The organism is Novosphingobium sp. BL-A-41-Hi4A-0G (assembly GCF_055521735.1).
This window is the reverse complement of the sequence record NZ_CM145501.1, coordinates 3533699-3547802: the sequence shown is the minus strand read 5'-3', so window position 1 is coordinate 3547802 and position 14104 is coordinate 3533699. Positions and strand designations below refer to the sequence as shown.

The following is a 14104-nucleotide window of genomic DNA, read 5'->3' as shown; positions in this document are numbered from 1 at the left end:
TGATGCTGCGCTGCGGCAAGTGCTGGGGACATCATGGACACGATCGTCACCGCCATCCTGCTCGGCATCGTCGAGGGCCTCACCGAGTTCCTGCCGGTCTCCTCGACCGGTCACCTCATCCTCGCCACCGAGCTGTTCGGCTATGACGCGCACCAGTGGGCGATGTTCAACGTCGTGATCCAGCTGGGCGCGATCCTGGCGGTGGTGGTGCAGTACTGGCGCACCTTCTGGGCGGTAGGCATGGGCCTGCTCAAGCTCAACCCGACGTCCCTGCGCTTCCTGCGCAACCTGCTGGCGGCATTCATCCCTTCGGCGGTGCTCGGTATTGCGCTCAAGAAATACATCGACGTCCTGCTCGGCAGTCCCTCGGTGGTGTGTTGGGCGCTGATCGCAGGCGGCATTGCCATCCTCGTGATCGAGAAGCGCGCGAAGACCGGCGAACTTACCGGCATCGGCGAACTGCCGCTGCGTCAGGCGCTTGGCGTCGGCCTTGCACAGTGCCTTGCCATGGTCCCCGGCGTCAGCCGCTCGGGCGCGACGATAATGGGCGCGCTGGCCATGGGCATCGAGCGCCGAACCGCGGCCGAATTCAGCTTCTTCCTCGCCATCCCGACGATGCTCGGCGCCACCACCCTCGAACTGCTCGACAACCGCGATGCCGTGATGAGCGGCACGATGGGCGTGGGCTGGGCAGAAATCGGCGTGGGCTTTGCAGTTTCTTTCGTCGTCGCACTGGCCGTGATCCGGCTGTTCGTTGCCTACGTAAGCCGCTCAGGATTCAAGCCTTTTGCGTGGTATCGCATCGTTGCCGGCGCCGTCGCGCTGGTCTGGCTCGGGATGCGCTGAGACCCGACACGCCCAAACGCCCCACCGCATAAGCGGAACAAAGTGCCTCGTTCGGAATTGACCGAACAGACTGCACTTCAAGGGGTTAGCATTATGGGCCTTATCATTCTTCTCGTCGTCGGCGGCATTCTCGGCTGGCTGGCGAGCATCGTCATGCGCACCGATGGTCAGCAGGGCATCTTCCTCAACATCGTCGTCGGCATCGTCGGCGCGCTGCTCGGTGGTTTCCTGCTGGCACCGCTGATCGGCGGCGGCAGCATCACCCAGGGCATCTCGGCCGGCACGCTGATCGTGTCGTTCCTCGGCGCGCTGATCCTGCTCGCGATCGTAAACCTCGTCCGTCGCGGCTCGGTGCGCTGAGCCTGACTATCCGATTTTTCAAAACGAAGGCGGTTCGCAAGGGCCGCCTTCACCACACCTGAAGGGGACTGACATGAAGGCAATTTTCAAGGGCGCGATGATGGCATCGGTTCTGGCCATGGGCCTGGGCCTCTCGGCTTGCGACAGCGCCAAGGAAAACGCCGCCGAAGATCAGGCTGACGCAGTGCGCCAGTCGTCGGAAGCAGCGGCTGACACGATGGAAAACAAGGCTGACGCCATGGGCGGCGCTTCGGAAGACGCGCTCGAGAACAAGGCGGATGCCGTGCGCGAGACCGGCGAGAAGAAGGCCGACGCCATGGAAGACCAGGCCGACAAGATGGACAAGACCCCGGGCTGATCCCGCTCTTTTCCGCCTAACGGCCAAGGAAGCCCGGCGCACCCTGGAAGGCGCCGGGCTTTTTTTGTGCGCGTCAGATCGGGTCCGCCCCCGACCCGCGCCCGCCGCGCAGATGGTATTCCAGCGTGCCCCGTTGCAGCACGTCGTCGACGTCGATCACCGCCGTGTTGGCATAAGTGAACCCAGGCCCCAGCCCGCGATAGAGCCGGTCGAAATCGCGCTCCACCGTCTGGTGATAGAGATCCTCGAAGCTTTCGATGACAAAGTAGGTCGGCTGCAGGTCGTCGATCACGTAATCGGTGCGCATCACCCGGTCGACATTGAGCATGATCCGGTTGGGCGACTGGCCTTCCAGCGCGAATACCGCCTCGCGCGGGCCCGACAGGATGCCCGCGCCATAGACTTTGGGCGCGCCGTCCTCGATCACCAGCCCGAACTCCACCGTGTACCAGTAGAGCGCGCCCAGCGACTTGAGGCGGTTGTAGCGCATCGCCTTCCACCCGGCGCGGCCATACTCCTGCATATAGTCGGCATAGGTCGGGTCGGTCAGCATCGGCACGTGGCCGAACACGTCGTGGAAGACGTCGGGCTCCTGGATATAGTCGAATGTCTCGCGTGTGCGGATGAAGTTGCCCGCCGGGAAGCGCCGGTTGGCCAGATGCCAGAAGAACACATGGTCCGGGATCAGCATCGGCACTGGCACCACGCTCCACCCCGTCAGCGCGCCGAGGCCGTCCGAGAGCCGCGCAAAGTCGGGCACACCCCCGCGCCCGAGATCGAGCCGCTCCAACCCCTTCAGGAAGGCGCTGCAGGCCCGCCCGGGCAGCACGTCCATCTGCCGGGCATAGAGTTCGTCCCAGATGGCATGCTCGTCTGCGGTGTAGGTCCGCTGTGCCGGCTCCAGCCAGTCCTCGCCCACCCGGGCAGGGCGCTTGAGCGGAGCGGTATAGACCCCGTCCGGCAAGTCCGGCAGGCGCGTGAAGTCAGACGGCAGGGTATCGGCAGCGGTCATTTCGGCTTTTCAATCTGGTTTCTTATGCAACCAATAGCATGGCGATGCCATTCCGGCAAATCGTGGCAGCCCTCTCTCCTCGCTTGACTTTGCCCCGATTCTCCCCCAACGGCCCGACCCTGTGACGGCGGCGTGGAAACGCGCCGCTACATTTGTTTCAGATTCGCGCGAAAGTTCAGGATAGAGCCATGGCAAAGCCCACCACCGTCAAGATCCGTCTGGTCTCGACCGCTGACACCGGCTTCTTCTACGTGACCAAGAAGAATCCCCGCAACACCACCGAGAAGATGACCTTCCGCAAGTATGACCCGGTCGTGCGCAAGCACGTCGAGTTCAAGGAAGCGAAGATCAAGTAACAAGCGCATTCGCGCTTTACCCGTGAAGCCTGTCCCGCCATTTTCGGAACCGGGACGGTTCACGGCGAGTTCAACGCCGACACTGCAAGGAACGGCGATGAACATGATCTACACCTCGATTCGCAAGATGGGCCGTCCTTTGGCGGCCCTTTCGCTTGCCCTCGCCACGGCCACGCCTGCGATGCTCGTGGCGCCAACGGTAGCGCAGGCGCAAGCCTCCGACATTGACCGGGCCGTCGCCGCCCTTCGCGGCGTGACGACCTTGCGCGCCAACTTCGTCCAGACCGACCGCTCCGGCCAGACCGTCTCGGGCGTGCTGACGATGAAGCGCCCCGGCAAGATCCGCTTTCAGTACCAGAAGGGCGTGCCGCTGCTGATCGTCGGCGATGGCAAGGCGCTGACCATGATCGACTACGAAGTGCGTCAGGTCCAGCGCTGGCCGATCGGCAACAGCCCGCTGGGCGCGCTGCTCGATCCGAACAAGGACGTCGCGCGGTTTGCCAGGCAGCTGCCCACCGGCGATCCGGGCGTGATCAGCCTGCAGGTGCGCGATCCCAAGCATCCCGAATACGGCACGATCACCATGATCTTCGTGCGCAACGCAGGCGCCCCGGGCGGGCTGCAGCTCGATTCGTGGGTCGCCCTCGATTCGCAGAACAAGCGCACCACCGTCCGCCTCTCGGGCCACCAGTACGGCATAGCGGTGGACGACAAGACCTTCCGCTGGACCGACCCCCGCCGCCCCGTCACACGCTAGGCGGCGGCTGCTGCTGCCGCAGCAGAGATCGGCGCCCTTGTCGCGGACCTTTCCGAACATCGCTGCCGGGGTCATACTCGGGTGGATCGACCCGGTGCGGCCTTGACCGGGGGCTTGCCCGGTAGCGCGTTGCCGGCCTGACAGCGGGAGCGAACGACAAAAAAGGGCCGGAAGCGGGCTAGCGCTTCCGGCCTTAGTCTGTTCGCAGGAGGAACAAGGTTTGGCGGAGTGGGGATTTGAGAGGGAGAGTATCTGGAGCCCCCACCCCGCCAATTCGGTCAAAACTTAGTAGTTGTAGGCACGCTCGCCGTGTTCGGAGATGTCGAGGCCTTCGCGCTCGGCTTCTTCCGTCGGACGCAGACCGAAGATCTTGTCGACGATGAAGAAGAGGATCGCGGAACCGACACCCGAGAAGACCAGCGTGAAGAGCACGGCCTTGGTCTGGATCCAGACCTGCTTGGCCATGTCGTAGCTGGCGGCGTCGAAGCCGGCCGGGAACACGGTGTAGTCGAACACGCCCTGGCCACCGAGCGACGGAGCCGCCATGATGCCCGTGGCAATCGCACCGACGATGCCGCCCACGCAGTGCACGCCGAACACGTCGAGCGTATCGTCGTACTTGAGCTTGTTCTTGATCGTGCTGACGAAGAGGTAGCAGATCGGCGAGACGACGAGGCCGAGGACGATCGAGGTCATCGGAGCGCCGTAGCCCGAAGCCGGAGTGACCGCGACGAGACCGGCAACGGCACCCGTGGCAGCGCCCAGCATCGAAGGCTTGCCGTGATGAAGCTGCTCGACAATCGCCCAGGAGACGGCAGCGGCAGCGGTGGCGACGAAGGTGTTGATGAAGGCCACAGCGGTCACGCCATTGGCTTCAAGGTTGGAGCCGGCGTTGAAGCCGAACCAGCCCACCCACAGCAGCGAGGCGCCGATCATGGTCATGGTCAGCGAGTGCGGCGGGGTGGCTTCCTTGCCGAAGCCGACGCGCTTGCCGATCATGAGGCAGCCGACGAGGCCAGCGATACCGGCGTTGATGTGCACCACGGTGCCGCCAGCGAAGTCAAGCGCGCCCCAGCCCCAGAGCATGCCGTAGTCGGTCGGAGCATCGACCAGGAAGTCCGGGCCAGCCCAGTACCAGACCATGTGGGCCATCGGGAAGTAGATGCAAGTCAGCCACAGGACGGTGAAGACCATCAGCGGCGTGAACTTCACGCGTTCCGCAAATGCACCGACGATCAGCGCCGGGGTGATGCAGGCGAAGGTCATCTGGAAGATGACGAACGCGAATTCAGGGATGTAGACGTTGTTCGAGAACGTCGCTGCATAGGTCGTGGCATCCACGCCCATCAGGAAGATCTTCGAGAAGCCGCCAACGAACTCGTTGCCGCTGGTGAAGGCCATTGAATAGCCCCAGCTCACCCAGACGAGCGCTGCGACCGAAACGATCATGAACACCTGCATCAGCACGCTGAGCATGTTCTTGGTGCGGACAAGGCCGCCGTAGAAAAGGGCAAGAGCAGGAATGCTCATCAGGAGGACGAGCACCGAGCTCATCAGCATCCAGGTCGTATCGCCCTTGTTGACCATGCCGGCCATCTGTTCGGCGGTCGGGCCCTTGATTGGCCCATCCTGTGCAAAAGCGGCAGTGGCAGCGAAGAGCGAAGCGCCCGTTCCCGCCAAGCCACCGATCATCTTACGGATCATGTTGGTTCCCCTAAGGTCGGAAATGGAAGGCCCGCTCAAAGCGCGGTATCCCCGGTTTCGCCGGTGCGAATGCGGGTTGCCGAAGCGAGGTCGAGGACGAAAATCTTCCCGTCGCCGATGGCCTCGGTGCTGGCAGCCTGCTGGATCGTCTCGACGATCTGCGGCGCGAGATCGTCGCTCGCAGCGATTTCGATCTTCACCTTCGGCAGCATGTTGGTCGAATATTCGGCGCCACGGTAGATTTCGGTCTGGCCCTTCTGCCGACCAAAGCCCTTCACCTCCGACACCGTCATCCCAGCCACGCCCAGCCCCGAGAGCGCTTCACGCACTTCGTCGAGCTTGAACGGCTTGATGATGGCGATGATGAATTTCATTCATGCCCCCTTCTATTGCCCACTCGCCGGGCGACCTGCCGGCAAAAGAGATTAAGCAAAGGGCGTGCCAAATCCGGAAATTTACGGATTCAGCGATTTACGGGAACGAAAATGGCCGCCTGACGGTTTTGCGCGCTCGAATCTTGTGCAGGGAATGAGCGCTGCCCATTTTTTAGGCAGAAACCCATGCCTCGATTCAAGGCACGGGGATGCGAAACGGGTCGCTCAGGTCAGGCGCAAACTTGCCCAGACCGGCAGGTGATCCGATCCCACCGCGGCCAGAGGACTGTGGTGTACCCCCGCCTGCTCGACCTCGACACCCTCGCTCACCACGATGCGATCGAGCTGCGCCACCGGACGCCGCGAAGGAAAGCTGCGCCCCGGCGCCAGCACGCGCAGCGGCGGTGCAAAAGCTGACAGCGCCCCGCCCGATGGAGACCATTCGTTGAGATCGCCCATGAACACCGCGTGGCCCGGCTCGTCATGCCCGTCCACATGTCCGCAGACCGCTTCCACCTGCTGGCGGCGGCGCAGGCCCGAAAGGTCCAGGTGCATCCCCACCACGCGCACCAGCCCCCCGCCCAGACGCAATGTCGCGCAGACCGCGCCGCGCGGCTCGATTGTCGGCAGCGGCACCGCGCAGGCCTCCAGCACCTCGATGTCGCGCCGCACCAGCAGCGCGTTGCCATGCCAGCCCATGCTCGCCCCGGTCCGCGCCCGGTCGTAGTGTCCGGGCTCCACCGCGCGCCACGGGCTGTGATCGTCGAGGACCCCTCGCGGAATCACCGCCTCGCGCAGGCCAAAGCGCCGGTCGGCTTCCTGCAAGGCAATCACGTCGGCATCGATCTCGCGCAGGATCGTCAGGATGCGGTCGGGATCACGCCGCCGGTCAAGCCCGACGCCCTTGTGGATGTTGTAGCTGGCAACCTTGAGTTTCAATGCAGGCTCAGGCCCCCGCGATATAGCGGTCGGTCGGCGTGACCGGCAGCCCGTCGATGCTCTGCGTCCGGCTCGCCATCTTGGCTTCCCATGCCGCCGGATCGGACTGCGCGTGATATTTGACCAGCGTCTGCCGCTCCTGCTCCACCGTCATGATCGGTACGCCCCAGCCGCAGCTCGTCTGCACGCTGTCGACCGCGATGTCGAAGATCTGGCGGATGCCGGGCAGCACGGTGAAATGCGCGGTCAGTTCATCCCATTCCGGATCGGCCGGAAGAACCGGCCTGCCATGGCCATAGAGCCGCAGAATCAGGGCAGGCTGCTGGAAGTTGGTCATCATCACGGTGATGCGCCCATCGGCCACGAGGTGCGCGTGGGTCTCGTTGCTTGACCCTGCAAGGTCGAGATAGGCCACCCGGTTCGGCCCGAGCACGCGGAAGCAGTCATAGCCCTTGGGCGAAAGGTTGATGCGCCCCTCCGCAGCCGCCGTCGCCACGAAGAACACCGACTGCCGCCCGATCATCTCGATGTGTTCGGGCAGGATGCAGTCGGTGAACTGTGCCATCAGAGGAAGTCCTTGAGCGTCGCGATGAACTTGTCGAACTGGTCGTGGTGCAACCAGTGCCCGGCGTTCTCGAACTCGATCACTTCCGCATTCCGGAAATGCTCGGCCATGCCGTTCCTGGTCGGATTGCCCGCCCACGAATCCGCCCCGTTCAGCAGCAGAGTCGGGCAGGTGATCGCCTTCCACAGGTCGTTGCGCTGCTCGGCGGTGATGTCATAGGGCGCGCCATCGACATTGAGGTGCGGGTCGAACTTCCAGCTGAACGTCCCGTCCTCGTTGCGATTGATGCCATGCAGCGTCAGGTGCCGCGCCTGTGCGTCGGTCAGGTAGGGGTTCTCCCCCTTCATGCGTGCATAGGCATCTTCGAGCGAGGCATAGCGGCGCGGCAGGCGACCTGCGGCCTTGCGCTTCTCACCGATGAACTCGCGCACGCGCCGGGCGAACGGCACATCCTTGAGCAGGGCCTCGCGCTCGGGCGTCGGGAACAGGCCTTCGATCGCCACGATCTTGCGCACGTTCTCGGGGAACAGCCCGGCATAGCGCAGGCTGGTGTTGGCGCCCCACGAATGGGAGACGATCGTGACCGGTGCCAGATCGAGCTGGTGGATCAGCTGCGCCACGTCATAGACAAGGTCCATCGTGCGGTAGTTGCCGTCCTGCGTCCACTGGCTGTCGCCATGGCCGCGATGGTCGAGCGCGATGATGTGCCAGTCCTCGCGCAGGGCCTCGGCGGTCCAGTCCCACGAACGGCAATGGTCGCGCCCACCATGGACGAGCAGGAGCGGCGGCTTGTCCGCATTGCCCCAATCCACGTAGTGGAGGCGCAGGCGCTGCGAGATGAACGTGTTCGAGGTAGGGCCGAGTAATTGCATGGGAGGGTAACTGCGCCGGATGGTCGCCGGTTTCAACCCCCGGATGCCCCCGAAGCGATTACCTTTCCTTCGTTGCCGAGAAGGTCAGCTCCGGATTGCGCTCCTGCTGGTAACCGACGTCCCACGAAGATCGGGCCATGAACACCGGATCGCCGTCGCGGTCCTTGGCAAGGTTCGAAACGTTGAAATCGGCGAAGTTCTTCAGCGCCGCATCGCTCCCCTTGATCCAGCGTGCGGTATCGAAGGGCGATGGTTCGAGCACCGCCTCGACCTTGTATTCCGCCTCCAGCCGCGAAACGAGCACGTCGAGCTGCAGCTGGCCGACCACGCCAACGATCCACTGTGAACCGATCTCCGGATAGAACACCTGGATCACGCCCTCTTCCGAAAGGTCGTCGAGCGCCTTCCTGAGCTGCTTGGTCTTGGTCGGATCCTTCAGCACCACGCGACGCAGGATTTCCGGCGCGAAGTTGGGCAGGCCGGTAAAGCGCAGGTCGTTCTTTTCCGAAAGCGTATCGCCCACGCGCAAGGTGCCGTGGTTGGGAATGCCGATGATGTCCCCCGCTTCAGCGGTATCGGCAATCTCGCGGTCCTGCGCGAAGAACAGGATCGGCGAATGCACCGCAATCGGCTTGCCAAGGCCCGAAGGCGTCAGCTTCATGCCGCGCCGGAACGTGCCCGAAACCATGCGCATGAACGCGATGCGGTCGCGGTGCTGCGGGTCCATGTTGGCCTGCACCTTGAAGATGAAGCCGGTCACGTCGGGCCGCTCGGGGTCCACCGTGCCCACGCTCGACGATTGCGGGCGCGGCGGCGGGGCAAACTTGGCAATGGCATCGATCAGGTCGACAACGCCGAAGTTCTTGAGCGCCGATCCGAAATAGACCGGCGTCAGGTCGCCATTGCGATAGGCTTCGATGTCGAACTCGGGGTAGCCGGCACGGGCCAGCTCGATTTCCTCGGCAATGTCCTCGGGAATATCATTCGCGGGTTCAACCTTGCCCAGAAACTCGCGGCTGTCGCCCTCGGGCCGCGCGATCGTCTCGTCGGCAAAGCTCATCACGCCCTGGAAGATGCCGCCCATGCCGATCGGCCAGGACATCGGCACCACGTCCAGCGCCAGCGCATCGGCCACTTCGTCCAATGTCTCGAACACCGAGCGCCCTTCGCGGTCGACCTTGTTGACGAAGGTGATGATCGGGACCGAGCGCATGCGGCAGACCTCGAACAGCTTGCGCGTCTGCGGCTCGATGCCCTTGGCCGCGTCGATCACCATGATCGCCGAATCGACCGCGGTCAGCGTGCGGTAGGTGTCTTCGGAAAAGTCTTCGTGGCCCGGCGTGTCGAGCAGGTTGAAGACAACGCCGTCCTTCTGGAAGGTCATCACCGAGGACGTCACCGAAATGCCGCGTTGCTGCTCGATCTTCATCCAGTCCGACCGCGCGCGGCGGGCGGCGCCGCGAGCCTTGACCTCGCCAGCCAGATGGATCGCGCCGCCCTGCAGCAGCAGCTTCTCGGTCAGCGTGGTCTTGCCCGCGTCAGGGTGCGAGATGATGGCGAAGGTACGGCGATTGGACATCGGGCGCGGTTAGCGCGGCTTGACGGTTACGTCCATGCGGAAGCTGCGGGTTGCGCCGGGTTCCAGAAGGACGATGCCGGGCTTTTCGCGGAAGTCGCCGGTGAAGCCTGCGGGGTCGGCATGGCCTTGCCACGGTTCGATGCAGATGTAGCGCGCGCCGGGGACCTGCCAGACGCCCATTGCGGTGGTGTCCGGAAATGCGATGTCGAGGCAGGTGCCGTCATCGGTTCCATAGGTGAGCGATTTGCTCTCGAACACGTCCCAGATCAACGCGTCATTGCGGAACAGCTCTTCGCTCAGCAAAAGCTCGCGAGAGTTGGCGGGACTTGGGACGGAGTTGGGGGAGAGTTCGCCAGAGTTGGGGTAGAGTTGCCGTAGAGTTGGACTTTCGACCTTCTCGAAAACAAGCTTATGATTTTCCTTGGGAAAGCCTCCGGGAAGCGGCCAGGCGAAGGCCGGATGGAAGCCGAAGCTGAAAGGCAGGGCTTGCGCGTTCGGATTGAACACGCTCGCCTCCATCCGCAGCGTCATCCCCTCGATCCGGAAGGTCATCTCCAACACGAACCCGAAGGGATAGACCGCGCGGGTATCGGGGGAATCGGTCAGCCGGAACCGTGCCTCGGCCTCCTCGACATGGACCGGCGCAAACGCGCTGCGACGCGCAAACCCATGTTTCGGCATGGAAAATTCGCGTCCATCCAGCCGGAGCGTATCGCCCGAAAGCGCGCCGACGATCGGGAATAGAAGCGGCGCGCGGCCCGACCAGAACGCCGGATCGGCGTCGGTCATGTACTCGGTACCCGCAGCGTCGGTCAGCGACCAAAGCTCTGCGCCGAAAGGATTAATCCGCGCCGTCAGCTCCCCGCCGCCGATGGTGACGAGATCGTCACTCATCCGCGCAGGACACCACCCAGCTTGGCGGCAGCGGCCACCACCTTGTCCGAAATCGCCTTGAGCGTCGCTTCGTCGAACGACTTTTCGACGGGCTGGAGCGTGACTTCGATGGCCAGACTCTTCTGGCCCTCGGGCACACCCTGCCCCCGGAAATCGTCGAAAACCCGAGCCGAAACAATCGCCTGCTTGTCCGCACCCTTGACCGCGCGGAGCAGATCGCCCGCCGGAACCGCGGCCTCGACCAGGAACGCAAAGTCGCGCGTTACCGCCTGCAGCGCGGGCGGCGCAAAGTGCGGGCGGGCGAACTGGCCCGGCCCCTTGCGCGGCGGAATACGGTCGAGGAACAGCTCGACCACCGCCACCGGACCATCCAGATCGAAGGCCTTCGCCGTCGCCGGATGCAGCATGCCGAAGCGCGCCAGCACCTGCTTGGGCCCAAGCCGCAGCGTGGCCGACTGGCCGGGGTGGAACTGCGCTCCAGCCTCTCCCATCACCAGCAGGTTGTCGACTGGAGCGCCCGCTTCGGCGAGCAGCGCGAGAGCCTCGGCCTTGGCATCGAAGGCGTCGAAGGGCTTGGACTTGCCAGTTGCCCAACCACGTGCGACGGATTCGCCAGCAAGAACAACGGCAAGGCTCAGCTTCTCGTCGCTCGCTCCGTTGGCCCCACGTAGGTAACGGCGGCCAATTTCGAACAGGCGGACCGAGGTGGCTCCACGATGCAGGTTGCGCTGCGCCGCCGAGAGCAGGCCCGGCAGCAGCGAGGGGCGCATGACCTTGAGGTCTTCCGATATCGGATTGGCAAGGCTCCACAACGCCTCACCATCGGCAAAGTGCGCGGCTTCCTTCTCGGGCAGGAACGACCATGTGATCGCTTCATGCAGGCCGCGTGAGGCCGCCGCACGGCGCACGCGGCGCTCCAGCGTCTGCACCGGCGTTGCCGTCGGCTTGGCCACGCCATCTGCGCGCGGCAGCGGCGTTGACGGCACGGCATCGAGACCGTGAACGCGGATCACTTCCTCGACGATGTCGGGCGCGCCGTCCACGTCGGGGCGCCAGGTCGGCACCGTGACAGTCCAGTCGTCCGCCACTTCAAAGCCGAGCGCGGCAAGGATGCGCTTCTGTTCGCCATTGCCGACGTCGATGCCACCGAGGCTGCCAGCCAGCGCCGGGTCATAGGCGACAGTCTTGCGCGCCAGCGGCGGCTCGCCCGCCCGCACCACTTCGCTCGCCTCGCCACCGCAGATCTCGAGGATCAACTTGGTCAGCAGGTCGAGGCCGGTATCGAGGAAGGCCGGATCGACGCCGCGCTCGAACCGCCCGCGTGCATCCGAAGCGAGCGCCAGCGCCTGCCCCGTGCGGGCAATCGAAGCGGGATTGAAGTAGGCGACTTCGAGCAGCACGTCGGTCGTATCGTCCGAACAGCCCGAATGCTCGCCGCCCATGATCCCGGCAATGTCGTGCACGCCGGCATCGTCGGCGATCACCGTCATCCACGGTTGCAGCGCGTATTCCTTGCCGTTGAGCGCCAGACAGGTCTCGCCCTCACGCGCCTTGCGGGCAACGACCGCGCCGGAAAGCTTGGCCATGTCATAGGCATGGGCTGGACGGCCATAGCCGAGCATGACGTAATTCGTGATGTCCACCAGCGCCGAGATCGGGCGCTGGCCCGCGCTCTTGAGACAGTCCTGCAGCCACTTGGGGCTCGGCCCGTTCTTCACGCCGCGAATGACGCGGCCGTAGAAGGCGGGGCATCCCTCGGGATCGTCGGTGCGCACTTCGACCGGGCAGGGGAAGCTGCCAGCGACAGGCGCGGCGTCGATCGGCTGCAGAACGCCGAGGCCCGCTGCCGCCAGATCGCGGGCAACGCCGTGGACACCCATGCAGTCCGGGCGGTTGGGCGTGATCGCCACATCGAACACCGGATCGGAGCCGAGATAGTCCGCGAACGTCGTGCCCAGCGGCGCGTCCTCGGGCAGTTCGATGATGCCGTCGTGCTCTTCGCCAAGGCCAAGCTCGCGCGTCGAGCACATCATGCCGTTGGATTCGACCCCACGGATGGCGGACTTGCGCAGTTCCATGCCGTTGGCCGGAACCACGGCGCCGGGAAGGCCAAGCACGCCGACAAGGCCTGCACGCGCATTGGGAGCGCCGCAGACGACCTGCAGCGGGTTGCCGTCACCCAGATCGACTGAAAGGACCTGCAGCTTGTCGGCCTGCGGGTGCGTTTCCGCCGTCAGCACGCGGGCGACGCGGAAGCTCTTGAGCGCAGCCGAGGCATCCTCGACGCCTTCGATCTCCAGACCGAGCGAGGTCAGCTTTTCGGCGGTGGTGCGGGCGTCGGCCTTGGTATCGAGGACCGACTTCAACCACGAAAGCGAGAACTTCACGAACGTACTCCAACACCGCCGGAAAGGGTCGGCACATCAAGCGCGCCGAAGCCGTAGTGGCCGAGCCACCGCACATCGCCATCGAAGAAGGCGCGCAGGTCATCCATGCCGTACTTCAGCATGGCGAGGCGATCGACGCCGGTGCCGAAGGCAAAGCCCTGCCATTCATCGGGATCGAGCCCGCCGAATTCGATGACCTTGCGGTTGACCATGCCGGAACCCAGCACTTCCATCCAGCCGCCGTTCTCGGCATCGCCGCTGCCACCGACCACGCGCTTGCCATTGATAAGCGTATAGCCGACGTCGACTTCCACCGAAGGCTCGGTAAAGGGGAAGTAGCTCGGGCGCAGACGCAGGACGATGTCGTCACGCTCGAAGAAGGCCTTGAGGAAAGTCTCCAGCGTCCACTTGAGGTGGCCGAGGTGGATGCCCTTGTCGATCACCAGACCTTCGATCTGGTGGAACATCGGCGTATGCGTCGCGTCCGAGTCAGAGCGATAGACGCGGCCCGGCGCGATGATGCGCAAGGGTGCGCCCTGCGCGATCATCGAGCGGATCTGCACCGGCGAGGTATGCGTGCGCAGCAGCATGTCTCGGCCTTCTGCATCCTTGTCGGGGAAATAGAAGGTATCGTGCATCGCGCGCGCCGGATGGGTTTCGGGCATGTTGAGCGCGGTGAAGTTGTGCCAGCCGTCTTCGATCTCGGGACCGCTCGCCACGGCAAAGCCCATGTCCGCGAAGATTTCCGCCAGTTCGTCCATGACCTGGCTGACCGGGTGGACCGACCCCTTGGGCGCTTGCGGTGCGGGCAGCGAAAGATCGACCGTTTCGGCGGCAAGGCGAGCTTCGAGCGCTGCACCTTCCAGCGCGCCCTTGCGCTCTGCCAGCGCGGCGGTGACGGCTTCGCGCGCGGCGTGGATCTTGGGGCCTTCGCTCTGGCGCTGCTCGGGCGTCATTGCGCCCAGCGACTTGAGCAGGGCACTGACCCAGCCCTGCTTGCCAAGCGCGGAGACGCGGATCGCCTCCACGGCATCGGGGGTGGCCGCTTCCGCAATGGCGACAAGCGTTTCGGCCTGCTGTTGATCGAGGTTTTCCATCGGC

Annotated in this window: 15 protein-coding genes; 5 read left to right on the top strand and 10 right to left on the bottom strand. The window is 64.4% G+C overall.

The genetic code is table 11. From position 1 onward, the window contains the following. The first annotated feature begins 33 nt into the window (after positions 1-33). The 3 genes from ACZ1JX_RS17260 to ACZ1JX_RS17250 all read left to right on the top strand — a co-directional run bounded on the left by ACZ1JX_RS17260 (position 34) and on the right by ACZ1JX_RS17250 (position 1564). Positions 34-846 (top strand): undecaprenyl-diphosphate phosphatase, encoded by an 813-nt coding sequence (locus ACZ1JX_RS17260; protein ID WP_465124719.1) that lies wholly within the window; start codon positions 34-36, stop codon positions 844-846. Positions 847-939: 93 nt separating this feature from the next. Next, positions 940-1206 carry a GlsB/YeaQ/YmgE family stress response membrane protein gene (locus ACZ1JX_RS17255; protein ID WP_465124718.1) on the top strand — a complete coding sequence of 89 codons (267 nt, stop codon included), beginning with the start codon at positions 940-942 and terminating at the stop codon, positions 1204-1206. Between the two features lie 73 nt (positions 1207-1279). Continuing rightward, entirely contained in the window at positions 1280-1564 is a 285-nt protein-coding gene (locus tag ACZ1JX_RS17250) for a hypothetical protein (protein ID WP_465124717.1), read from the top strand. A 73-nt stretch (positions 1565-1637) separates the two neighbouring features. Here ACZ1JX_RS17250 and phhA read toward each other — a convergent pair whose 3' ends face one another. Continuing rightward, on the bottom strand, positions 1638-2576 hold the full coding sequence (gene phhA, locus ACZ1JX_RS17245; RefSeq protein WP_465124716.1) for a phenylalanine 4-monooxygenase: 939 nt from the start codon (positions 2574-2576) through the stop codon (positions 1638-1640). Positions 2577-2764: 188 nt separating this feature from the next. Between phhA and rpmG the strand changes: the two genes are divergently transcribed. Then, positions 2765-2932 carry a 50S ribosomal protein L33 gene (rpmG, locus tag ACZ1JX_RS17240; RefSeq protein ID WP_011446825.1) on the top strand — a complete coding sequence of 56 codons (168 nt, stop codon included), beginning with the start codon at positions 2765-2767 and terminating at the stop codon, positions 2930-2932. Between the two features lie 97 nt (positions 2933-3029). Beyond that, positions 3030-3689 (top strand): LolA family protein, encoded by a 660-nt coding sequence (locus tag ACZ1JX_RS17235; RefSeq protein WP_465124715.1) that lies wholly within the window; start codon positions 3030-3032, stop codon positions 3687-3689. Positions 3690-3974: 285 nt separating this feature from the next. Here ACZ1JX_RS17235 and ACZ1JX_RS17230 read toward each other — a convergent pair whose 3' ends face one another. The 9 genes from ACZ1JX_RS17230 to pheS all read right to left on the bottom strand — a co-directional run bounded on the left by ACZ1JX_RS17230 (position 3975) and on the right by pheS (position 14100). After that, positions 3975-5393, bottom strand: a complete 1419-nt coding sequence (locus ACZ1JX_RS17230) for an ammonium transporter (RefSeq protein ID WP_465124714.1) — start codon at positions 5391-5393, stop codon at positions 3975-3977. A gap of 35 nt (positions 5394-5428) precedes the next feature. After that, positions 5429-5767 carry a P-II family nitrogen regulator gene (locus tag ACZ1JX_RS17225; RefSeq protein WP_465124713.1) on the bottom strand — a complete coding sequence of 113 codons (339 nt, stop codon included), beginning with the start codon at positions 5765-5767 and terminating at the stop codon, positions 5429-5431. A 225-nt stretch (positions 5768-5992) separates the two neighbouring features. Further along, positions 5993-6706 carry an endonuclease/exonuclease/phosphatase family protein gene (locus ACZ1JX_RS17220; RefSeq protein ID WP_465124712.1) on the bottom strand — a complete coding sequence of 238 codons (714 nt, stop codon included), beginning with the start codon at positions 6704-6706 and terminating at the stop codon, positions 5993-5995. 7 nt (positions 6707-6713) lie between these two features. Next, positions 6714-7271, bottom strand: coding sequence for a pyridoxamine 5'-phosphate oxidase family protein (locus ACZ1JX_RS17215; protein ID WP_465124711.1), 558 nt, complete (start codon positions 7269-7271; stop codon positions 6714-6716). Further along, positions 7271-8143 carry an alpha/beta fold hydrolase gene (locus ACZ1JX_RS17210; RefSeq protein ID WP_465124710.1) on the bottom strand — a complete coding sequence of 291 codons (873 nt, stop codon included), beginning with the start codon at positions 8141-8143 and terminating at the stop codon, positions 7271-7273. Before ACZ1JX_RS17210 ends, ACZ1JX_RS17215 begins: the two co-directional genes overlap by 1 nt. 58 nt (positions 8144-8201) lie before the next feature. After that, on the bottom strand, positions 8202-9722 hold the full coding sequence (locus ACZ1JX_RS17205) for a peptide chain release factor 3 (RefSeq protein WP_465124709.1): 1521 nt from the start codon (positions 9720-9722) through the stop codon (positions 8202-8204). A 9-nt stretch (positions 9723-9731) separates the two neighbouring features. After that, positions 9732-10616, bottom strand: a complete 885-nt coding sequence (locus tag ACZ1JX_RS17200; RefSeq protein ID WP_465124708.1) for an aldose 1-epimerase family protein — start codon at positions 10614-10616, stop codon at positions 9732-9734. After that, positions 10613-13003: a phenylalanine--tRNA ligase subunit beta gene (gene pheT, locus ACZ1JX_RS17195; protein ID WP_465124707.1), complete on the bottom strand. Its 2391-nt coding sequence runs from the start codon at positions 13001-13003 to the stop codon at positions 10613-10615. Before pheT ends, ACZ1JX_RS17200 begins: the two co-directional genes overlap by 4 nt. Next, positions 13000-14100 carry a phenylalanine--tRNA ligase subunit alpha gene (gene pheS / locus ACZ1JX_RS17190; protein ID WP_465124706.1) on the bottom strand — a complete coding sequence of 367 codons (1101 nt, stop codon included), beginning with the start codon at positions 14098-14100 and terminating at the stop codon, positions 13000-13002. Before pheS ends, pheT begins: the two co-directional genes overlap by 4 nt. Positions 14101-14104 lie beyond the last annotated feature (4 nt).

What these genes read in the sequence shown, in the direction of transcription:
- ACZ1JX_RS17255 (WP_465124718.1), top strand. Translation starts at nt 940, where the DNA reads ATGGGCCTTATCATTCTTCTCGTCGTCGGCGGCATTCTCGGCTGGCTG.
- ACZ1JX_RS17210 (WP_465124710.1), bottom strand. Translation starts at nt 8,143, where the DNA reads ATGCAATTACTCGGCCCTACCTCGAACACGTTCATCTCGCAGCGCCTG.
- ACZ1JX_RS17230 (WP_465124714.1), bottom strand. Translation starts at nt 5,393, where the DNA reads ATGATCCGTAAGATGATCGGTGGCTTGGCGGGAACGGGCGCTTCGCTC.
- pheS (WP_465124706.1), bottom strand. Translation starts at nt 14,100, where the DNA reads ATGGAAAACCTCGATCAACAGCAGGCCGAAACGCTTGTCGCCATTGCG.
- ACZ1JX_RS17200 (WP_465124708.1), bottom strand. Translation starts at nt 10,616, where the DNA reads ATGAGTGACGATCTCGTCACCATCGGCGGCGGGGAGCTGACGGCGCGG.
- ACZ1JX_RS17225 (WP_465124713.1), bottom strand. Translation starts at nt 5,767, where the DNA reads ATGAAATTCATCATCGCCATCATCAAGCCGTTCAAGCTCGACGAAGTG.
- phhA (WP_465124716.1), bottom strand. Translation starts at nt 2,576, where the DNA reads ATGACCGCTGCCGATACCCTGCCGTCTGACTTCACGCGCCTGCCGGAC.
- rpmG (WP_011446825.1), top strand. Translation starts at nt 2,765, where the DNA reads ATGGCAAAGCCCACCACCGTCAAGATCCGTCTGGTCTCGACCGCTGAC.
- ACZ1JX_RS17235 (WP_465124715.1), top strand. Translation starts at nt 3,030, where the DNA reads ATGAACATGATCTACACCTCGATTCGCAAGATGGGCCGTCCTTTGGCG.
- ACZ1JX_RS17250 (WP_465124717.1), top strand. Translation starts at nt 1,280, where the DNA reads ATGAAGGCAATTTTCAAGGGCGCGATGATGGCATCGGTTCTGGCCATG.
- ACZ1JX_RS17205 (WP_465124709.1), bottom strand. Translation starts at nt 9,722, where the DNA reads ATGTCCAATCGCCGTACCTTCGCCATCATCTCGCACCCTGACGCGGGC.
- ACZ1JX_RS17260 (WP_465124719.1), top strand. Translation starts at nt 34, where the DNA reads ATGGACACGATCGTCACCGCCATCCTGCTCGGCATCGTCGAGGGCCTC.
- ACZ1JX_RS17215 (WP_465124711.1), bottom strand. Translation starts at nt 7,271, where the DNA reads ATGGCACAGTTCACCGACTGCATCCTGCCCGAACACATCGAGATGATC.